This window comes from Nocardia sp. BSTN01, assembly GCF_015354405.1.
GTDB lineage: Bacteria > Actinomycetota > Actinomycetes > Mycobacteriales > Mycobacteriaceae > Nocardia.
In genome coordinates, this window is the sequence record NZ_JADKYP010000004.1 from 217,232 (window position 1) to 237,779 (window position 20,548).

General features: G+C 68.1%; 21 protein-coding genes. 12 read left to right on the plus strand and 9 right to left on the minus strand.

Going from position 1 to position 20,548, the window contains the following annotated elements; translation table 11 throughout:
- Window positions 1–67: 67 nt before the first annotated feature.
- Window positions 68–1,195 (plus strand): glycosyltransferase, encoded by a 1,128-nt coding sequence (locus tag IRT45_RS06095; RefSeq protein WP_194804896.1) that lies wholly within the window; start codon window positions 68–70, stop codon window positions 1,193–1,195.
- Between the two features lie 84 nt (window positions 1,196–1,279).
- Window positions 1,280–2,176: an SDR family oxidoreductase gene (locus tag IRT45_RS06100; RefSeq protein WP_194804897.1), complete on the plus strand. Its 897-nt coding sequence runs from the start codon at window positions 1,280–1,282 to the stop codon at window positions 2,174–2,176.
- 13 nt (window positions 2,177–2,189) lie between these two features.
- Here the strand turns inward: IRT45_RS06100 and soxR are convergent, their stop codons facing one another.
- Window positions 2,190–2,747: a redox-sensitive transcriptional activator SoxR gene (gene soxR, locus IRT45_RS06105; protein ID WP_194804898.1), complete on the minus strand. Its 558-nt coding sequence runs from the start codon at window positions 2,745–2,747 to the stop codon at window positions 2,190–2,192.
- Window positions 2,748–2,894: 147 nt separating this feature from the next.
- Between soxR and arcA the strand changes: the two genes are divergently transcribed.
- Together arcA and IRT45_RS06115 are read left to right on the plus strand one after the other, a co-directional pair.
- Window positions 2,895–4,121: an arginine deiminase gene (arcA, locus tag IRT45_RS06110; protein WP_194804899.1), complete on the plus strand. Its 1,227-nt coding sequence runs from the start codon at window positions 2,895–2,897 to the stop codon at window positions 4,119–4,121.
- Between the two features lie 6 nt (window positions 4,122–4,127).
- On the plus strand, window positions 4,128–4,493 hold the full coding sequence (locus tag IRT45_RS06115) for a GntR family transcriptional regulator (RefSeq protein WP_030515196.1): 366 nt from the start codon (window positions 4,128–4,130) through the stop codon (window positions 4,491–4,493).
- Window positions 4,494–4,505: 12 nt separating this feature from the next.
- Here the strand turns inward: IRT45_RS06115 and IRT45_RS06120 are convergent, their stop codons facing one another.
- Complete coding sequence (locus IRT45_RS06120; protein WP_194804900.1) at window positions 4,506–6,092, minus strand: phospholipid carrier-dependent glycosyltransferase; 1,587 nt, start codon at window positions 6,090–6,092, stop codon at window positions 4,506–4,508.
- Window positions 6,093–6,251: 159 nt separating this feature from the next.
- On the opposite strand from IRT45_RS06120, the gene rsmI reads away from it, so the two are divergent.
- Window positions 6,252–7,097, plus strand: a complete 846-nt coding sequence (gene rsmI / locus IRT45_RS06125; RefSeq protein ID WP_194804901.1) for a 16S rRNA (cytidine(1402)-2'-O)-methyltransferase — start codon at window positions 6,252–6,254, stop codon at window positions 7,095–7,097.
- Window positions 7,098–7,156: 59 nt separating this feature from the next.
- On the opposite strand, the gene IRT45_RS06130 is transcribed toward rsmI, so the two are convergent.
- Entirely contained in the window at window positions 7,157–7,804 is a 648-nt protein-coding gene (locus tag IRT45_RS06130) for a TetR/AcrR family transcriptional regulator (protein ID WP_194804902.1), read from the minus strand.
- A 22-nt stretch (window positions 7,805–7,826) separates the two neighbouring features.
- A complete protein-coding gene (gene metG, locus IRT45_RS06135; RefSeq protein WP_194804903.1) occupies window positions 7,827–9,389 on the minus strand; it encodes a methionine--tRNA ligase in 1,563 nt (520 codons plus the stop codon).
- 113 nt (window positions 9,390–9,502) lie between these two features.
- Between metG and IRT45_RS06140 the strand changes: the two genes are divergently transcribed.
- Together IRT45_RS06140 and IRT45_RS06145 are read left to right on the plus strand one after the other, a co-directional pair.
- Window positions 9,503–10,339, plus strand: coding sequence for a TatD family hydrolase (locus tag IRT45_RS06140; RefSeq protein ID WP_194804904.1), 837 nt, complete (start codon window positions 9,503–9,505; stop codon window positions 10,337–10,339).
- 196 nt (window positions 10,340–10,535) lie between these two features.
- Window positions 10,536–11,663 (plus strand): transglycosylase family protein, encoded by a 1,128-nt coding sequence (locus IRT45_RS06145; RefSeq protein ID WP_309240815.1) that lies wholly within the window; start codon window positions 10,536–10,538, stop codon window positions 11,661–11,663.
- On the opposite strand, the gene IRT45_RS06150 is transcribed toward IRT45_RS06145, so the two are convergent.
- Window positions 11,664–12,425 (minus strand): SDR family NAD(P)-dependent oxidoreductase, encoded by a 762-nt coding sequence (locus tag IRT45_RS06150; protein WP_194804941.1) that lies wholly within the window; start codon window positions 12,423–12,425, stop codon window positions 11,664–11,666.
- Window positions 12,426–12,618: 193 nt separating this feature from the next.
- Between IRT45_RS06150 and IRT45_RS06155 the strand changes: the two genes are divergently transcribed.
- From IRT45_RS06155 to IRT45_RS06175, 5 genes are all read left to right on the plus strand, one after another.
- On the plus strand, window positions 12,619–13,803 hold the full coding sequence (locus IRT45_RS06155) for an alpha/beta fold hydrolase (RefSeq protein WP_194804905.1): 1,185 nt from the start codon (window positions 12,619–12,621) through the stop codon (window positions 13,801–13,803).
- Between the two features lie 22 nt (window positions 13,804–13,825).
- Window positions 13,826–14,707 (plus strand): 16S rRNA (adenine(1518)-N(6)/adenine(1519)-N(6))-dimethyltransferase RsmA, encoded by an 882-nt coding sequence (gene rsmA, locus IRT45_RS06160; protein ID WP_194804906.1) that lies wholly within the window; start codon window positions 13,826–13,828, stop codon window positions 14,705–14,707.
- A 101-nt stretch (window positions 14,708–14,808) separates the two neighbouring features.
- Window positions 14,809–15,129: a type VII secretion target gene (locus IRT45_RS06165; protein ID WP_062995510.1), complete on the plus strand. Its 321-nt coding sequence runs from the start codon at window positions 14,809–14,811 to the stop codon at window positions 15,127–15,129.
- A 275-nt stretch (window positions 15,130–15,404) separates the two neighbouring features.
- Window positions 15,405–15,755 carry a hypothetical protein gene (locus tag IRT45_RS06170; RefSeq protein WP_194804907.1) on the plus strand — a complete coding sequence of 117 codons (351 nt, stop codon included), beginning with the start codon at window positions 15,405–15,407 and terminating at the stop codon, window positions 15,753–15,755.
- Between the two features lie 160 nt (window positions 15,756–15,915).
- Window positions 15,916–16,335, plus strand: coding sequence for a hypothetical protein (locus IRT45_RS06175; protein WP_194804908.1), 420 nt, complete (start codon window positions 15,916–15,918; stop codon window positions 16,333–16,335).
- A 99-nt stretch (window positions 16,336–16,434) separates the two neighbouring features.
- On the opposite strand, the gene IRT45_RS06180 is transcribed toward IRT45_RS06175, so the two are convergent.
- The 4 genes from IRT45_RS06180 to IRT45_RS06195 form a co-directional block, all read right to left on the minus strand.
- Window positions 16,435–16,836 (minus strand): hypothetical protein, encoded by a 402-nt coding sequence (locus tag IRT45_RS06180; protein ID WP_228533719.1) that lies wholly within the window; start codon window positions 16,834–16,836, stop codon window positions 16,435–16,437.
- 145 nt (window positions 16,837–16,981) lie between these two features.
- Window positions 16,982–19,219: a cation-translocating P-type ATPase gene (locus IRT45_RS06185; protein WP_194804910.1), complete on the minus strand. Its 2,238-nt coding sequence runs from the start codon at window positions 19,217–19,219 to the stop codon at window positions 16,982–16,984.
- Window positions 19,216–20,100: a hypothetical protein gene (locus IRT45_RS06190; RefSeq protein WP_228533721.1), complete on the minus strand. Its 885-nt coding sequence runs from the start codon at window positions 20,098–20,100 to the stop codon at window positions 19,216–19,218. Before IRT45_RS06190 ends, IRT45_RS06185 begins: the two co-directional genes overlap by 4 nt.
- Window positions 20,101–20,307: a heavy-metal-associated domain-containing protein gene (locus tag IRT45_RS06195; RefSeq protein WP_030515214.1), complete on the minus strand. Its 207-nt coding sequence runs from the start codon at window positions 20,305–20,307 to the stop codon at window positions 20,101–20,103.
- Window positions 20,308–20,548 lie beyond the last annotated feature (241 nt).

A 20,548-nucleotide genomic window follows, 5' to 3' on the forward strand; every position in this document is an offset into this window, starting at 1 on the left:
TGCAGCCTTCGGCGAGCATTCATCCCGTGTTCGTCCCGCCGGTTCGCGGGACGGGGACGATCGGCGCGTGCGCATCGCTCAGCTGGCGAACTTCTACGGGCCGCGTTCGGGCGGACTTCGCACCGCACTGCATCACCTCGGCGCCGGTTATGTGGCGGACGGGCACGAGGTGGTGCTGATCGTGCCGGGCGCGCGCCGGGGCGAGGAAATCCTGCCCAACGGTGTGGTGCGGATGACCGTGCCGGCAGTGGGGATTCCGTGGACGGGCGGGTATCGCGCGGCCGATCCGCGCCGAGTCGCCGATCTGCTGGCGGGGCTGGCGCCGGATGCGCTCGAGGTGTCGGACCGGCTGACTCTGCGCGGTTTCGGACGGTGGGCCCGCCGCCGTGACATCGCGTCGGTGATGATCTCGCACGAGCGTCTCGATCGATTGCTCGGCCAGGTGCTGCCCACCTCGGTCGCGCGGCGAGCCGCCGATGTGGCCAACCGTCGCACCGCCGCCGATTACGACATGGTCGTCTGCACGACCGCGTTCGCCCGCGCGGAATTCGACCGGATCGATGCCCCGAATGTGGCGCTCGTCCCGTTGGGGGTGGATCTGGAGCTGTTCACGCCGCATCGTCACGATCGGGCCCTGCGGGCGCGCCTCGGTGGTTCGCATCTGGTGGTGCACTGCGGGCGGTTGTCGGTGGAGAAGCGGGTCGATCGCAGTATCGAGGCGGTGGATCACCTGCGCCGGGGCGGGGTGAACGTGCGCCTGGTGGTCGCGGGGGACGGGCCGCGCCGCGATGCGCTGGTCCGGCAGGCGCGCGGCGTGGCGGCATTGCCCGACGGGCGTCCCGGCGTCCATTTCGCCGGATTCATCGACGACCGAACACATTTGGCGACCCTGCTGGCCAGCGCCGACATCTCCCTCGCGCCCGGTCCGCACGAAACCTTCGGCCTGGCGGCGCTCGAGGCGCTGGCCGCCGGCACTCCGGTGGTGGCGAGTCGTTCCTCGGCGCTGGCCGACATCGTGACCGCCGAATGCGGCGCCGTGGCCGCCGATCACCCGTCCGCCTTCGCCGAGGCCGTCACCGATGTGCTGGCCCGCCCGGCTGCACAGCGACGGCGTGCGGCGCGATCGCGAGCCGAACAATTCCCGTGGCCGGTCGCGGTCGCCGGGATGCTGTCGGTATTGCGCGGGTTGTCCTAGCCGCGACGTGCCCGTGCGGCCCGGTACGGATGCGGTGTGTCGGGGAACACGTATGCTCCAGGGCGACGGAGATAGTCAGTCCGGATGCCGGCCCAGCACCGACATCACACCGCAGAGCATTCGAGGAACGGCGTGCGTGATCGCTTGAAGTCCGTGAGCGGCAAGAAGACTCTGGTCACCGGCGCGGCCAGCGGAATCGGTCGGGCGACCGCGATCGCCGCCGCCGCGCAGGGGGCCGAACTCGTCCTGACCGATATCGATGCCGCCGGGCTCGCGGACACCGTCGAGGAGATCGGGCGCACCGGCGGCAAGGTGCTGGAATCGCGGGCTCTCGACATCAGCGATTACGAGGCGGTCGCCGCCTTCGCCCGGGACGTGCACGATCGGCACGGCAGCCTGGACGTGGTGATGAACGTGGCCGGCATCTCGGCGTGGGGCACCGTCGAGAATCTCGAGCACCGGCACTGGCGCTCGATGGTCGACGTGAATCTGATGGGCCCGATCCATGTCATCGAGAGCTTCGTACCGGAGATGGTGCGGGCCGGGCGCGGCGGCGCGCTGGTCAACGTGTCCTCGGCGGCGGGGCTGCTGGCCTTTCCCTGGCATGCGGCCTACAGCGCGAGCAAATACGGGCTGCGCGGCGTATCGGAGGTGCTGCGCTTCGACCTGGCCCGGCACGGGATCACCGTACATCTGGTGGTGCCGGGCGCGGTGAACACCCATCTGGTGCAAACCGTCGAGATCGCCGCTGTGGACCGCGACGATCCGCGAATTCAACGGTATGTGAAGCGTTTCCAGTCGCACGCCGCCTCACCCGACCAGGCCGCGCAAGCCATCTTCCGCGGTATCGAGAAGAATCGCTTTCTCGTCTACACCTCGTTCGACGTGCGGTTCGGGTATTGGTGGGCGCGAAAGTTCGCCTGGCCCTACGAGTTCACGATGCGCCGCGCCAACGACCAGTTCAACCGCTTCCTGCGCTGAGCTCGGCGAGAAGTCACCCGCACATCTTCTCGGCGCACGCCGCCACATCGGAATCCGTGACATCTTCTCGGCCCGCCGCGGTCGGTTCCTCGCATCCCTCGCCCCGCGTGCACTCGATGCTCACATCCAGCGTGCGCGCGCCGGGGCCCTCGTCGCCGAGTCGGTCGTGATAGTTGACGATCCGGCAGCTGCCCAGTGACAGGCAGCCACAGCCGATGCAGTCGGTGAGGCTGTTGCGCAGCCGGGTGAGTTGTTCGATCCGCTGATCGAGATCGGTGCGCCACGTTACCGACAATCGTTCCCAATCCTTCCGATTGGGCGTACGCCCCTCCGGTAGGGTGTCGAGAGCCTTGCGAATTTCGCTGAGCGGAATTCCGACGCGCTGCGAGATCCGGATGAATGCCACCCGGCGCAGCGTTTCCCGGGAGTATCGGCGCTGGTTTCCGCTGGTGCGGCGGCTGGCGATCAGGCCCTCGCGTTCGTAGAAATGCAGTGCCGACACCGCGACGCCGCTGCGTTCCGACAGTTGGCCGGGGGTGAGCTCCTTGGCTTGCCACGTCGTATGCTGCATACCTCAACGATACTTCAGGTTTTTGGCGGCCGGGTGAGAACCGGGAACTTCGCCGCCGAGCGGAGGGTGATAGCGTCCGGCGCCGGATCCGGCGTGGTCGGCGAACAATTTCGTGCCAACCCGGCGACGGCCCATTACGGTCGGGATATGGGACCAGAGGCTGTGCCCCCGGCGCGACCGTTTTCCGTGACGACCGAGGTCGGGACGCTGCGCGCGGTACTGCTGCATCGCCCGGGCGATGAGCTGCGCCGACTCACGCCGCGCAACAACGATCAACTGTTGTTCGACGCCATCCCCTGGGTCGAGCGGGCTCAGCAGGAGCACGAGACCTTCGCCGATGTGCTGCGCGGCCGGGGCGTCGAGGTGCTGTTGCTCGCCGATCTGCTGACCGAGACGCTCGCGGTCAGCGGCGCCGGACGCAGTATGGGCATCACCGCGGCCGTCGACGCCCGCCGCATCGGCTACGCCCTGGCCGAGGAACTGAAGACCTATCTGCGCGCGGTGCCCGCGCCGGATCTGGCGCGAATCCTCATGGCCGGCATGACCTTCGACGAATTGCCGTTCGAACCGGATGCCGCCTCCCTGGTGCGGCGCATGCACCACGGCACCGATTTCGTCATCGAGCCGCTGCCGAATCTGCTGTTCACCCGCGATTCCTCGTTCTGGGTGGGCCCCAAGGTGGCCATCACCTCCCTCGCGCTGCCGGCCCGCGCGCGTGAAACCTCGCTCACCGACCTGGTATACGCGTTCCATCCGCGGTTCCTCGGCGTGCGCCGGGCCTACGAATCGCACACCGCGCCGATGGAAGGTGGTGACGTGCTGCTGCTTTCGCCCGGTGTGGTCGCGATCGGGGTGGGTGAGCGCACGTCGCCGGCGGGTGCGGAAGCGTTGGCGCGCAGTCTCTTCGACGATGCGCTGGCCCACACGGTGCTGGTGGTGCCGATCGCGCAGAACCGGGCCACCATGCATCTGGACACCGTGTGCACCATGGTCGACCGCGATGCGGTGGTGATGTACCCGGGTGTGCAGAATTCGTTGCGCGCGTTCACCATTCGGGCCGACGGCGATGCGGTGCGGATGAGCGGTCCGGATCCGTTCCTGCCCGCCGCGGCCGAGGCGATGGGTATCGGCAAACTCCGGGTCATCGACACCGGGCTGGACGGGGTGACCGCCGAACGGGAACAGTGGGACGACGGCAACAACACCCTCGCACTGGCGCCCGGGGTCGTGGTGGCCTATGAACGCAACGAGAATACGAATACACGGCTGGCCGATGCGGGTATCGAGGTGCTGACCATTCCGGGATCCGAACTGGGTTCCGGGCGTGGCGGGCCCCGCTGCCTGTCCTGCCCGCTGTCGCGTGACGAGGTGTGAAAGCCGATGCTGGATATCCCGGTCGACCATCAATCGACGGTCCCGCCGTACGAACAACTGCGGCTGGGCATCGTCGCCCGGGTGCAATCCGGCGAACTCACCGCCGGAACCAAGATTCCGACGGTGCGCGCGCTGGCCGTTCAACTCGGCTTGGCGCCGAACACCGTCGCGCGCGCCTACCGCGAACTCGAACAGGACGGTGTGCTCGAGACCCGGGGGCGGCTCGGATCGTTCATCGCCTCCTCCGGTGATCCGACTCGCGACGCGGCCGGGCGCGCGGCCACGGAATACGTTGCGGCGGTACGCCGATTGGGGCTCGACGACGAGGCGGCGCTGCGGTACGTGCGGGCCGCGCTGGGCGAGACCCCCTAGCCGCGTCGAACCTCAGCGCCAGCTGGGTAGCCAGAGGTGGTCGTGCCAGTTGGACGGCGTGATCGGCAGGGCGGTGAGAATGGGCCACAGCCAGATGAAGTTGGCGATCACCAGACCCAGGTACAGGCACACCAGAAGTAGTCCGAGACTTCGGCGTTCGCCGGCCAGCGCGAACCACCGTCCCGACCGGGCCCGCACGAGGGGCGCGGGGCCGAGGATATCGCCGAGCGTCAGGGCCAGGCCCATCGCGAGGAACGGCGCCATCGGGACCGCGTAGAAGTAGTACATCTGCCGGTCCAGATCCGCGAACCACGGCAGCAGCCCGGCGCCGTAGCCGACCAGCATCGCCGCATATCGCCAGTCGCTGCGGGTGGCGGTGCGCCACAGCGCCCAGGCGAGCATCGGCAGCGACAACCACCACATCGCCGGCGTACCGATCAGCATCACGGCCTTCACACAGACCGCCTGCCCGCATCCGGTGACACCGTTGTCGGCGTAGTAGTACAGCATCGGACGCAGGCCCATCGGCCACGACCACGGCTTGGATTCCCAGGGGTGATGGTTACCGGCCGAATTGGTCAGGCTCTGATGGAATTTCAGCGATTCGGCCTGGTTGTGCCACAGCGAACGCAACGCATCCGGAACCCATGACCAGGTGCCGCCGGTGCCCACGGCATTGCCCACCGAATAGCGGTCGTAACCGTCCTCGCTGGCGAACCAGCCCCAATAGGTGGCCAGATACACCAGCAGCGGAATCGCCACCAGCGCATACAGAGCCGGTCCGATATCGCGGACCGCCGTGCCGGCCCAGGGGCGCGGCACCCCGTATGCCTTGCGCGCGGCCACATCGAAACACACCGTCATGAGCCCGAAGAACAGGATGAAATACAGGCCCGACCATTTCGTCCCGCACGACAACCCCAGCAACAGACCGGCCCCGAACCGCCACCACCGCACACCCATTCGCGGGCCGAACACGCTCGCCGCTATCCGGCCTTCGGCGTCGGCCCGGGCGAGGCGGGCCCGCATCTCGTCGCGATCGACGATCAGGCAGCCGAAGGCGCCGACGACGAAGACCGCCTGGAAGATGTCGAGCATGCCGATCCGCGAGGACACGAAGGTCACGCCGTCGGCGATCAACAGCACACCGGCGATCGCGCCGATCAGCGTGGATCGGGTCATCCGGCGGGTGATGCGGATGACCAGCAGGACCAGCAACGATCCGAAAATCGCCGCGGTGAATCGCCAGCCCCAGCTGGTGTAGCCGAACAGCGCCTCACCCAGCGCGATCATCTGCTTACCGACCGGCGGATGCACCACCAGCCCGTAGGCCGGATTGTCCTCGACGCCGCCGCCGGTGAGCATCTGCCAGGCCTGCGGTGCGTAGTGCTTCTCGTCGAAGACCGGGGTGCCGGCGTCGGTCGGGTAGTTCAACATGGTGAACCGGGTGACCGCGGCGACCACCGTCAGGAATAGCGTGACCAGCCAGCCCCGGGCCCGGTCGGTCGGTCCGAAATCGGGTGCGGGGCGCAGCGGCGCCGGACTGGACAAGGCCGGGCCCGCGCCGATCGCCGGTCGCGTATCGGTCAGCTGGGTCACGCTCCGATCGTATGCGGTCGGCGGCGGCGGGCCGCGCGGCGGTGAGCCGACCTGCGGACTCGGGCGTGGTCCGCCCCAGGGGTAGCGTTTGCCCGGACCGGGCGCGGGTGCGCGGTGGCGGCCGGTCGGATGGGTCGGCCGGTGGTGGAAAGGACGGCGATGGGCGAGCACGGCGGGCGGTTGGTGCTGGCGGCGACGCCGATGGGCGATATCGGTGATGCGTCGCAGCGGTTGCGCGACGCCCTCGCGAGCGCGGACGTCGTGGCCGCCGAGGACACGCGCCGGACCCGGGCGCTGGCCAAGGCGCTCGAGGTCGAGATCACCGGGCGGGTGGTGAGTTTCTACGATCACGTGGAGGCCGCGCGAATTCCGTTGCTACTGGACGAGATCGAATCCGGGAGGACCGTCCTGCTGGTGACCGATGCGGGGATGCCCTCGGTCAGCGACCCCGGTTATCGCATGGTCGCGGCATGTATCGAGCGGGACCTGCCGGTGACCTGTCTGCCCGGGCCCTCGGCCGTCACCACCGCCCTGGCCCTGTCCGGTCTGCCCATGGAACGGTTCTGCTTCGACGGCTTCGCCCCGCGCAAGTCCGGGCAGCGCAAGCAGTGGCTGGCGACGCTGGTCACCGAGCCGCGTGCGGTGGTGTTCTTCGAGGCCCCGCACCGGCTCGCCGGCTGCCTGGCCGATGCCGCCGAGGTGCTGGGCCCCGGACGCCGGGCCGCGGTGTGCCGGGAGCTGACCAAGACCTACGAGGAGGTCGTGCGCGGCGGACTCGGCGAGCTGGCGGAATGGGCCGTCGAGGGCGCGCGCGGAGAGATCACGGTGGTGGTCGAAGGGGCACAACCGGTTTCGGCCGACCCGGTCGATCTGGTGGACGAGGTGGAGGAACTGGTCGCCGACGGCACCCGCCTCAAGGACGCGTGCGCGCAGGTCGCCGCGCGTGCGGGCGGAGTGTCGAGGCGTGAACTCTACGATGCGGTCCTGGCCGCGCGCGCGGAGTAGCGCGGATAGGCTCGACCGGATTCGGGGTGAGGGAAATGCGAGCCGGGTACACGGCTCGATCACACGCGCGCGACGACCGGCGCGAGCCCCAGCACGGTATTCGCGAATTCGATGAAGGTGGGCGCCATGGCGGGAACTCGATGCGCGCCCTCGTGAACCAGCACCCGCCGCGTACGTTCGCCGATGGCATCGGGGATCAGGGCGATCACCTCGTCCGGTAGTTCCGGGATCGCGGGATCGGCGGTGCGCGCCTGATCGTGGAAATTGCGATAGAGGGTGGCGAAGCGGTCCACCGCCAGATCGCGGAACTCCGCGGTCGCGTCGCCGACCAGCAGCGATTCCACCAGAATGAGCCGCGCGAAATTCGGTTCGGCCGCCACCACCGAACAGAACGTGCTGATCATGGTGGCGATGCGCTGGCGCGGATCGGCCTCCTCGGGCAGGTGCGCCAGCTCCTCCGCGATCCGGGTGCGGATGATCTCGACACCGGTGTGCACCGCCTCGATGAAGCAGTGTTCCTTGTTGCCGAAGTGTTCGTAGAAGGTACTGCGTGAGACGTGGGCGCGGCCGACGATATCGGTCAGCGTGACCGTGGAAAAGCCGCGGGCGCCGACACATTCGACCATCGCGCCGATGAGTCGGCCCCGGGGGGTGCCGAGCGCCTGTGCGCGAACGCTGCGGTGGCGCTCGGCGAAATCCGCATCCATAACCGGCTCCGGTCGCCTGCTTCTACTTCGGTTCGATGTACTTCGGGAACACCGGTTCCGGCGCGGGCAGGGCCAGTCCGGCCTCGATCGGCGTCGCGAGATCGGCGAAGGTGCGCGCCGTCTGACCGAGCTGATCGAGAATCCGCCCCGCCGAACCCGGAATCACCGGCTGCACCAGGATCGACACGATCCGCAGCACCTCGAGGGTCACGTACAGCACGGTCGCCTCGCGGGCCACATCCTCGGGCGTGCCCGACTTGGCCAGCGCCCACGGCTGCTGTGCGGAGAAGTACTTGTTCGTCTCGCCGAGAGTCAGCCAGATCGCCTCGAGCGCCAGATGCAGCTGCTGGCCGTCGAATTCGGTGCGGCAGCGCTCCAGCAGGCCGTTCGCGCGATCGAGCAGTTCCCGGTCGGCCTCGGTGAATTCGCCGGGAGTCGGGACGGTGGAATCGAAATCGCGCGCCACCATCTTCAGGCTGCGCTGCACCAGATTGCCGTATTCATTGGCCAGATCGGTGTTGATCCGCCCGACGATGGCGTCGTGGCTGTAGGAACCGTCCTGGCCGTAGGAGATCTCACGCAGCAGGAAGAACCGCACCGCGTCGAGACCGTACTGGTCGACCAGTGCCAGCGGATCCACCACATTGCCGACGGACTTCGACATCTTCTCGCCCTTGTTGAACAAGAACCCGTGCACGAAAACGCGTTTCGGCAATTCGATACCCGCCGACATCAGAAATGCCGGCCAGTAGACGGTGTGGAAGCGGGTGATGTCCTTGCCGATGATGTGCACATTCGCCGGCCAGAACCGCTGGAAGGCGGCCGAATCGGTATTCGGGAATCCGACACCGGTCAGATAGTTGGTGAGCGCGTCCACCCAGACGTACATCACATGCGCCGGATCACCGGGCACCGGCACACCCCAGTCGAAGGTGGTGCGCGAAATCGACAGATCCTTCAGGCCGGCCTTCACATAGCTGACGATTTCGTTGCGCCGGGTCGCGGGCAGGATGAAATCCGGTGTGGTCTCGTACAGTTCGAGCAGCCGGTCCTGATATTTCGACAACCGGAAGAAGTAGTTCGACTCCTCGGTCCATTCCACCGGGGTCCGGGTTTCGGTCGCCAGGCGCGTTCCGTCCTCGCTGACGGTGGTCTCCTCCTCGGTGTAGAAGGCCTCGTCGCGCACCGAGTACCAGCCCGAATAGGTGTCGAGGTAGATATCGCCGCTGGCCTGCATGCGCTCCCAGATCGCGATGCTGGCGGCGAGGTGATCCTCGTCGGTGGTGCGGATGAACCGGTCGTAGGAAATGTCGAGCGCCTTGTCCATGCGTTCGAACACATCCGAATTGCGCGCGGCGTATTCCTCCACGGAGACGCCGGCGGCGCGCGCGGCCTGCTGCACCTTCTGGCCGTGCTCGTCGGTGCCGGTCATGAAGAACACGTCGTAGCCGTCGAGGCGCTTGAACCGGGCCAGCGTATCGGTGGAGATGTACTCGTAGGCATGGCCGATATGCGGCGCGCCGTTGGGATAGGCGATCGCCGTGGTGATGTAGAAGGCCGGTGATGTGCGTTCGGGTGCGCTCATGGTGTGTCCACTCTAATCCGCCGCCGATAATCCCTCGCGTCGATATCCCGTCGTCCACTCGGCGCTCCCGCCGGGTTCACCTGCCGTCGGCGCGGTGTGTCTAATCTGGTCCGATGCCCGGTAAACGACCCGCACCCGAGCCGCCCGAACCGCTGTCGCCGTTGATCGACGCGCACACCCACCTCGATGCCTGCGGCGCCGAGGACGCGGAATCGGTTGCCGCCATGGTGGATCGGGCCGCCGCCGCGGGTGTCGGCCGGGTGGTGACCATCGCCGACGACCTCGATGCCGCCCGCTTCGCCGTCGACGCCGCGCACTGGGATCCGCGCGTGTACGCGGCGGTCGCCCTCCATCCGACCCGCGCGAACGCCCTGGACGATGCCGCCCGCGCGGAGTTGGAGAAGCTGGCCGCCGACCCCCGGGTGGTCGCCGTCGGCGAGACCGGGCTCGACTACTACTGGCCCGGCAAACTCGACGGTTGCGCCGATATCGAGGATCAGGTCGAGGGCTTCCGCTGGCATATCGACCTCGCGAAACGACTCGGTAAGCCGTTGATGATCCACAACCGCGAGGCCGATCACGACGTGCTGGCGGTCCTGCTCGACGAGGGCGCACCGGAGTCGGTGATCTTCCACTGCTTCTCCTCCGACGCCAATATGGCGCTGGCCTGCGTGGCCGAGGGGTATCTGCTCAGCTTCTCCGGGACGGTGAGTTTCCGGAACGCGCACGAACTGCGCGAGGCCGCGAAGCTGGTGCCGGACGAGCTGATCCTGGTGGAGACCGATGCGCCGTTTTTGACCCCGCACCCGTTCCGGGGCGCGCCGAACGAGCCGTACTGCCTGCCCTACACCGTGCGGGCCCTGGCCGAGCTGCGCGAACAGGATCCGGCGGCGCTGGCCGAGATCACGACCGCCAATGCGGAGCGGGTCTACCGGTTGCCGAGGCGCTGAGCCTCCGCGCGTGCGGTGTGTCACATAAAGCGCGACCGGAATGCGAGGTGTGCTCCAGTTCACTTACGATTGCGCAGTCGTGATATTTCCGGATCGTCGATATCGAATCGTGATGTGGAAATCCCCTGTTCCACGGCATGTAGTTGCCAGGGACTGACCCCCTCGTTATCGTATTGTGACCATGCCGGAGTTTCGGATATCCGCTCTCCAGCGGATCAACGCGTCGCGCTCGCCGCTGCTGTATGCGGCGATCGCCGCGATGCTGATCACCCTGATCATCGGGGCGAGTCTGGCGATCGTCAGCCGCAAGACCGTCACCCTGGTCGTCGACGGCCAGCACACGACCGTCACGACCATGGCGGCCAGTGTGAAGGGTGTGCTCAAGGCCGGCGGCTACAAGCTGGCCGGTAAGGACTCGGTGTCGCCGTCCGGGGATGCCGACGTCGTCAACGGTGCGACCATCACGCTCAATCGCGCCCGGCAGATCTCGCTGACCTTCGACGGCAAGACCAAACAGGTGTGGACCACCGCGTACACCGTCGCCGACGCGCTGACTCAACTGCAGCTGCCCGGCGACGTCTTCGTCTCGCCCGCGCGTCCCACCCCGTTACCGCTGCAGGGCGCCGCGCTGGCCGTCACCAGCCCGCGCACCGTGCAGCTGTCCGACAACGGCGAACCGATGAGCTACGTGCGGCTGGCCGCACCGACGGTCGGGGAGCTACTGCAGGTGCAGGGCGTGCCGCTGACCGGCGAGGACACCGTGCAGCCGGCGGCCGTCACCCCGCTGCACGACGGTATGAAGATCACCGTCACCCGCAAGCACACCGAGAAGGTCACCGAACGCGAACCGCTCGACCCGACCGAGAACGTCATCGAGGACACCGACCTCAACATGAGCCGGACCGTCGTCGAGAATCCCGGCAAGGCGGGGGTGCAGGACGTCACCTACGCGGTCTCGATCGTCAACGGCAAGGAAGATTCACGCGAGGCCGTCGGGCATACCGTCGTCGTGCCCGCCCAGCCCAAGACGGTCCGCAAGGGCGCCAAGCCCGGCACCGAGGTTCCGCCCGTGCGCGACGGTGCGGTCTGGGACGCGCTGGCCAAATGCGAATCCGGCGGCAACTGGGCCATCAATACCGGCAACGGGTACTTCGGCGGCATTCAGTTCGACCAGAGCACCTGGTCCCGGCAGGGCGGTTTGAAGTACGCCGAGCGGCCGGATCTCGCCACCCGGGAAGAGCAGATCGCGATCGCCGAGGTGACGCGGGCCCGGCAGGGCTGGGGTGCCTGGCCCGCGTGCACGAGTCGCCTAGGGATCAGCTAGTCACATGAGCGCCCCACCGTCCACGCGGATCTCCGAGCCGGTGATGTAGCGGCCGTCCTCGGAGGCGACCATGGCGACCACACCCGCGACGTCGGCAGGCTCGCCCAGGGCGCCGCCGTTGAGCCAGCCGGTCAGCCGGGAGAAGAGGTTCCAGTCGGCGTCCTCGGGGGTTTGCAGGTTGTTGGTGATACCGCTGGTGATGCCACCCGGGACGATGTTCACCGCGCGCAGGCCCTTCTGCGAATACTCCAACGCCACCGCATGGGTCATCGCGTTCACGCCGCCCTTGGATGCGGCGTAGGCCGCCATGTACGGGTTCGCGCCGAGGGCGGCGGTGGAGGAGAAGTTCACGATCACCGGATGCTCGGACCGCAGCAGCGTCGGGATGGCCGCCTGCATCATCAGGAAGGTGCCGGTGAGATTGATGCCGATCACCTGATTCCAGCTCTCGAACGCCATCTCGTGGGTATGCGCGGTGCGCATGATCCCGGCCGCGTTGACCAGCACGTCCAGCCCGCCGAGATGGTCGACGGCCGCGGCGACGGCGGGGCGCACCGATTCCGGATCGGCCACGTCGACGGTGACGGTATGCAGTCGATCGCGGTCCGAACCCACCTCTGCCACCGTCTCTTTCAGCCCGGGCTCGGAGATGTCGGCGCCGACCACGTGCGCTCCCTCGGCGAGCATGCGCACCACGATGCCCCGCCCGATGCCCGAGCCCGCCCCGGTCACCACCACCCGTCGTCCCTCGTGCCTGCGCATCATTGCGGCCGTCCTCTCCTGCTGCGTCGCGCGGTGGGACCGGATGTGCCACCGCCTGTTCCGCGAGTACACCGAAACTAGAACGTGTATCAATTGACGTCAACGCTCCACGACGCCCCGGCCTGGGGATTTCCGGACCGTGCGGTGTGTGCACCGTAAAATCGGCAGACCCCCGACGATGTGAGGTGGCCCCATGCGGTTGTCGAAATGTTCGGCTCGGATCCGGCGGTCGCTCACGGCCGCGGCCCTGTTCACCGCACTGGCGGCCGCCTCGGTCGTCGCGGTGCCGGAAGTGGCGGCCGAGCCGGCCGGAACGACGATGTCGGTCACCGCGCAGCCGGACGGCTGGCACGGTATGACCGGAGGGGCGCTGCTCGACTATCGGACGACGACCTCGCAGGGAGCGCCCGTTCCGGCCGGCGGTGCGGTGTTCCTTCCGCCGGGTGAACCGCCGGCGGGTGGCTGGCCGGTGGTCGCCTACGACCACGGGACGAGCGGACTCGGCATGGGCTGCAGCGGCATCTCGAATCCGGGCACCGCGCCCTACCCGTCCGGTCGCGCCAAGGAAGACCGCATCCTGCAGTACTTCCAGTCCAAGGGATTCGCGGTGGTCGCACCCGACTATCTCGGGCTGGGCCCGTTCGACACCGGGCCGCATCCGTATCTGGAGCGGCAGTCCGAGGCGACCGCCACCATCGACCTGCTGCGTGCGGCGCGGGCGACCTATCCGCAGTTGTCACGTACCTGGATCGCCGTCGGCGCGTCGCAGGGTGGTCAGGCCGCGCTGGGCACGGGCCATCTCCAGCAGAGCTATGCGCCCGAGCTGGACTTCCGCGGGACGATCGCGGTCGACCCGGAATCGGATCTGGAACATGTGCTGCCCATCGCCGGGCCGTGGGTACCGAATATCCCGCAGCTCGGCGACGGCAGCACCGCCTTCATCGCGGGGGTGCTCGTCGGGATGCGGGAGACCCGGCCGGACGTCGACGTCGACAGCTATCTGAGCCCGCGGGGGCGCGAACTGCTCGACAGCATCGGCACCCTGTGCCTGGACGGGATGGTCGAGCAGGTCAACGGCGCCTCCCTCGGCGATCTGCTGTCGCGACCCCTGGGCGATCCGCGGTTCACGGCCGCGCTGACCGACTATCTGGCGGTGCCCACGAGCGGCTACGACGCGCCGATTCTGTTGCTGCTCAACGCCACCGACCGCACCGTGCCGTCGCCGCTGCACGCCGCGCTGGCCGCCCAACTGGCCGCGAACGGCGTGGATGCGCGGTCGGTGGTCGGCACCGGACAGCATTGCGACCTGAATCCGCAGATGTGGGCGGCGATGGACGCGTTTGTCGCGCGGGTGCAGTCCACACCGTACGTGCCCTGACCGCACTGATACCTTGTCGGGCGTGTCCGAACCTGTGAGCGAAGCCCGTGGCCTGGCCGAACTGCTCGGCCCCGCCGAAGTGCGGGTGCTGGCGGAGCGGTTCGGCGTGCGCCCGACCAAGCAGCTCGGACAGAACTTCGTGCACGACGCGAACACCGTGCGGCGCATCGTCGCGACCGCCGGCGTCGGACGCGACGACGTGGTGCTCGAGGTCGGCCCCGGGCTCGGTTCGCTGACGCTGGCGCTGCTCGACGTCGTGGATCGCGTGGTCGCGGTGGAGCTGGATCCGGTTCTCGCGCAGCATCTTCCGGAAACCGTGTCCGATCGCGCCCCCGAGCTCGCCGACCGGCTGACCGTCGTCCCCGGCGATGCGCTGCGCGTGTCGGCCACCGATATTCCGGGCGAGCCGACGGCACTGGTGGCGAACCTGCCCTACAACGTGGCGGTACCCGTGCTGCTGCACCTGCTCGCCGAATTGCCCAGCATCCGAACCGCTTTGGTGATGGTGCAGGCCGAGGTGGCCGACCGCCTCTCCGCCGAACCCGGCTCCCGCATCTACGGTGTCCCCAGCGTGAAGGCCGGCTTCTTCGGCACCGTCCGCCGCGCGGGAGCCGTCGGCCGCCAGGTCTTCTGGCCGGTCCCCCAGGTGGAGTCCGGACTGGTCCGCATCGAACGATTCACCGAACCGCCCTGGTCGCTGGACACCGCCCACCGTGAGCGCGTCTTCGCCGTGGTAGACGCCGCGTTCGCGCAGCGCCGCAAGACCTTACGTGCCGCACTCGCGGGCTGGGCCGGATCCCCCGCCGAGGCGGAACGCCGTTTGGTCGCCGCGGGAATCGCCCCCACGGCCCGCGGCGAAACACTCGACACCGCGGCATTCGTGCGCCTCGCCGAGCAGGGGTGACCAGCTCACAGCGGACTGCGAGGTAGGCCCGGCGCACAACATCTCGCCACCCTTCGACGGTGCTAGATTCAGCCGTTCGATACCTACGAAGGGGGCGGGTCATGGATGTCGACCCGGAAAGCTTGCGTCAAGCCGCAGGCAAGATCAACAAGGTCGCTGACGACGTCGACAACTGGTGTCGTTTGGGCGGCAATGCAGCGGCGGCTCACCTGACAGGTCTCACCGCTGCGTCCCTGCTCGACTCGGCAGACAATGCCAGCCGTCAGGCGAAGGCTGTCCTGCAGGCTCGGATGCGGGAAATCTCTCTGGTGCTGAGCATTTCGGCAACCGAATACAGTGATACCGACACCGATATCGCCGCGCGTCTGAGTCAGCTCGGCGATCTCAATTCCGGAGATCCACACGCCGGGGCCCAGCGATGAGCCAGCCGACCGAGCCGACGCTTCCCCACGCGGGATCAGGTCACAACCTGGGATATCGAAGGCCTCCAGACCGTCGCGGCCAACGCCGCCGCTATCGCCGATTCGATCAAGACGGCATCGGACACCGTCCACACCACGATCCATGATGATCTGCACTGGTCGGGCGGCGCCAAGAACGCCGCCGATGATCGGGCAGATCGCGAACAGCGCGAAATGCGTGCGGTGGCTACCGCGTACTACGACCTGGAAGATGTGTACAAGAAGGTCTAATCGGTATGCGTCGGAAATTGATGTTTGCTGTCTGCGTGGCCGCCGCCGTCGTCGTCCTCGGTGCGGTGGACTTCTATTACTCCACGGTCCGGTACGACGCGTGGACGTGGATGTTCACGCCTCCGCCTCGTATCGACGGCACCGACTACGGTCGCGTCGCCGCGCCGGCCGACAGCGCCGAGCTCGACAAACTGCAGAACAGGTACGGAAAGCCCCACGACAGCGGTCGCCGGTGGCCGCTTCCGTTCCGGATCGAGGAATCATCGCGGCATTGTGATTCCCAACCATGGGTGTTGTACGTCCATGGATTCGACGGCAAGGTCTATCCGTACGTACTGAATTCGGGGTGCGTCTGAGCGCATTGAACGACGGCTTCGTCTGTCAGGGGCAGCTTTCCGCTGTGGGTCGCGGATTCGATGCGTGGTCGTCTCGGCGCAGCGGCCCGCGATTCATAGCGGCGCATCGCAGTGTGCGCGGCTGCTCACATCTGTTGTAACCGTCGGAAAGGCGGATGTCATGGCCGGTCGTCATCGCGCGGTGAGTAAGCGCAGCACATTCCTCCGCGGACTTCCGGTTGCCGTAGCGCTTCCCGCGGCGGTGATCCTGGGCGAGGCGGGGACCGCGTCCGCGACGGCTCCGGCTGTCGCCGAGCCCGCAGCGGTGGCGGCGGCTCCCATCGCGAGTCCGCTCGAGAACGCCACCTACATCGGTGCGACCGCGGGGCAGGTGGTAGGCGGTCTGACCGGCGCTGTTCTCGGCGGTACCGCCGGCGCCGCGCTCGCGAGTCCTACGGTTGTGGGCGCCCCGGTGGGAGCCGTCGCGGGTGGTGTCGTCGGCGCGGTCGCGGGGACTTTCGCCGGGTACTACGCCGGGGTCGCGGTGGGAACCGTTGTGGCGGAACAGGCGCCGCAGATCGTTCCGAACATTCTGCCCTGATCCGGAACCCGGTCACGAGCTACCGGATCGCGCCACTCCGTGCACGCATAGGGCCATGTGGTGAGCGCATCCCACTCCGCCGACGCGAGACGGCGCAGGTCACATGCGGCTTGGATCGTGAGGACGGGAGTCCGCTGCCGGCACGCGGGTCTGCGTGTCCTGTGACCGGGGTTGCGGCGCATCGGTGGGATGGTCGCTCGGCGGGGTGAACGGGATCGGCAGGGGAATCGGGGGAGTGGCGGGGCGGTGGCGCATGATCACCACGGAGTAGGCGCACAGGGTCGCCATCACGACGAATCCGCCGCTGACCAGGATGTTCTTATCCGTCGAATTGCCGCTGACGAACGGCGTGCCGATGGCGAGGAGGAGCGATCCCACGGCGCACATTCCCAGGCTCGCTCGGAAAGCCTGCTGTCTGAGGTCGTCGAGGGCGCGAGCGAGAAACATCGCGGCGATGCTGACGAACCAGATCACCAAACCGACCCCGAACAGGATGCTCATGTGGTCCCTGCCTTGTCCTCGTGCGCGGCGTCGGGTATTCGGTCGACGCGGCGGCGCATTCATCTCTTCGGACGGAAAGTATGGCGGACCGGCGCGGGAACGCCGAATGTCCCGTCCGATCGGACGGGACATTCGGCGGATTCGTTCAGCGGAAGCGCCGCAGGCGCAGGCTGTTGCTCACCACGAACACACTCGACAGTGCCATGGCCGCGCCCGCGAGCATCGGGTTGAGCAGTCCGGCCGCGGCCAGCGGGATCGCCGCCACGTTGTAGCCGAAGGCCCAGAACAGGTTGCCCTTGATGGTGCGCAGGGTGGCCCGGGAGAGCCGGATGGCCGTGCCGACGGTCCGCAGATCGCCGCGCACCAGGGTGATGTCGCCGGCCTCGATCGCCACATCGGTGCCGGTGCCCATCGCCAGACCCAGGTCGGCCTGGGCGAGGGCGGCCGCGTCGTTGACGCCGTCGCCGACCATCGCGACGACCTTGCCCTGATCCTGCAGGCGCTTCACCGCGTCGAGTTTGTCGGCGGGCAGCACTTCGGCGATCACCTCGTCGATGCCGACCTGATCGGCGACCGTGCGGGCGGTGGCGGCATTGTCACCGGTCAACAGCACCGGCGTGAGCCCGAGCGATCGCATATCCGTGATGGCTTCGGCGCTCGAGGCCTTGATCGCATCGGCGATGACCAGCACGCCGCGCGCCTGCCCGTCCCACGCGACCACGATCGCGGTGCGACCGGCGGCCTCGGCCTCGGACTTGGCCTGCGCCAACGACTCCGGCAGCGTGACGGACCAGTCCGCGAGCAGTTCGGTGCGGCCGATCACGACCGCGCGCTCACCGACCAGACCCTGCACACCCTTGCCGCCGTGGCTCACGAACTGCTGCACCGGCTCCTCGGCCAGGCCCTGGTCGGCGGCGCCGCGCACCACGGCCCGGGCGACCGGATGTTCGGATCCGTGTTCCACCGCCGCGGCCACGGCCAGCAACTCGTCGCGATCCTGACCGTCGGCGGGGATCACCTCGGCCAGCGACATGGTGCCGGTCGTGACGGTGCCGGTCTTGTCCAGCACGACGGTGTCGATGCGCCGCGTCGACTCCAGCACCTGCGGGCCCTTGATCAGGATGCCGAGTTGCGCGCCCCGGCCGGTGCCGACCAGCAGTGCGGTGGGCGTGGCCAGGCCGAGCGCACACGGGCAGGCGATGATCAGCACCGCGACCGCCGCGCCGAAGGCCACCGCCACCGCGGCGCCGCTGCCGAGCCAGAAGCCCAGCGTCACAACCGAAATCGCGATCACGATCGGGACGAACACTCCGGCGACCCGGTCGGCGAGGCGCTGCACGGGCGCTTTGCCGTTCTGGGCTTCTTCGACCAGCGCGGCCATCTGGGCCAGCTGGGTGTCGGCGCCGATGCGGGTGGCCCGCACGGTCAGCACACCGCCGGCGTTGACGGTCGCGCCGATCACGGGATCGCCCGGACCGACCTCGACCGGCACCGATTCGCCGGTCAGCATGCTCATGTCGACGGCCGAATTCCCGTCGGTGACCACGCCGTCGGTGGCGACCTTCTCACCCGGACGCACCAGGAACAGATCGCCGACCCGCAACTCCGACACGGGAATTCGATGTTCGGCGCCGTCGCGCAGCACGGCCACATCCTTGGCGCCGAGTTCCAGCAGGGCCCGCAACGCCGAACCGGCGCGTTCCTTGGCCCGGGTCTCGAAATACCGCCCGGCCAAGATGAACACGATCACACCGGCCGCGACCTCGAAGTAGATATTCGACGCCGAGGCGGAGCGTTCGACCGCGAAACTGAAGCCGTGCTTCATTCCCGGCATTCCGGCATCGCCGAAGAACAGCGCGTACACCGACCACGAATAGGCCGCCAGGGTGCCCAGCGAGATGAGGGTGTCCATGGTGGCGGTGGCATGCCGCGCGTTGATCCAGGCGGCGCGATGGAACGCGGCGCCGCCCCAGAAGACGACCGGCGTGGCCAGCGTCAGCGAAAGCCATTGCCAGTTCCGGAATTGCAGTGCCGGAATCATCGCCAGCGCGATGACCGGAAGCGCCAGCGCGAGGCTGACCAGAAGTCGATTCCGCAGCTGCCGCAGCGGTGAATCAGCCGAAACCTCCTCGGCCGCAGCAGTTTCCGCGGGGCGAGTGTCGTGAACGGTGGCGGTGTAGCCGGTGTCGACGACACGTTCGATGAGCTGATCCGGCGTCACGGTTTCCGGGAAGCTGACCTTCGCCTTCTCGGTGGCGTAGTTGACCGTGGCCGTGACGCCCTCGATCCGGTTCAGCTTCTTCTCGATGCGTGCGGCGCACGAGGCGCAGGTCATCCCACCGATATCCAGCTCGAGGGAGCGCTCTGTCGTGGGCGCGCTCATTGGTGACCTCCTCCGTGCTGTCCGTTGTCGTGCTCGTTGTCGTGTTGCCCGCTCTGCTGCCCGGCTACCGCCTCGGCGGTGAATTCCGCCGTGTGCACCGCGCCGCCGTGGGCGAAGTCCAGGTAGAGCCGGAAGGCGCCGGTGCTGGGCGCTTGGGCGTGGAAGGCGACCCGCGGCCCGGCGGGAGTCGAGCCGACCTCTCCTTCGGGATGAACATGAAGGTAGGACAGATCGTTCCCGCGCAGTGCGACCAGATGCCCGTAGGCACCCAGATAGGGTTGCAGATCGGTGACCGGCCGTCCGTCGCGGGTGACGGTGAATCCCACCTCACCGCCGCCGGTCGACAGATCGCCGTCCATATGGACCTGGTAGCCGTCGACGGTGGTGGTGGTGCGAGCCGCGGGCGGCAGCGGTCGATTTGGGGTCGCGCCGGCCACGGTGACCGTGCGGCTGAGCACCAGTTCATCCGTCGCGGTGGCGGGCCGGGAATCGGCGAAGATGCGGTAGGTGCCCGGCTGGGCCCACTGCCAATCGATCGACCAGGTGCCGGTGTCGTCGCGGACCGGGTGCACGTGCCGGTATTCGGTGGCATCGGAGCGAACCGCGATGAGATGCAGGTCCCGCTCGTGCAGATCGGTGTATCGGGTGACCGGTGCGCCGTCGGGGCCGGTGATCCGGAATCGGAGGGTGCCGGGGGTTCGAGGTTCGGTGGGTGCGGCCACCTCGGACAGGGTGTAACCGTCCTGAGTGGCCTGCAGTCCGGTGCCGTGCCCGGGGGCCGGCTCGGCCGGATCGCCCACCAGGGCGCCGATGCCGAGCGCGGCCCCGAACAACACGACCAGTCCGCCGCCGAATGCCGCGAACTTCAGTCTGTCGTTCATTCAGCTCGCCACCTGATATCCCGCCTCGTCGACGGCGGCGACGACCTCGGCGTCCGTCAGCGGTGCGGCGGATTCGACCTGGACACGGCCGGAGGCGAGGTCTACGTCGACACTGGTGACACCGTCGATCTTGCCGATCTCCTTCTGCACCGACGCCACGCAGTGGCCGCAGGTCATCCCGGTGACGGTGTAGGTGCTGGTAGCCATGATCGCTTCCTTCGCTCGCTCTTATACGGTGCGGGGGTATCCCGACACCTCTGAACATACCCCCCACGGGTACCTGACGCAAGGGTGAGGGCGAGGAATTTCGGCCGCGGTGATGCGCATCTCCGCCGAAACCGGTCTGCCCTGGTAGCAGGCCTGTCACCGGCCCGTGGCCCGAAGTCGCCGGACCGCGGCAGCCGCCCGGCACCGGCGAGTCCCCAGTAGCGGGAGCCCCGCGTCGCGC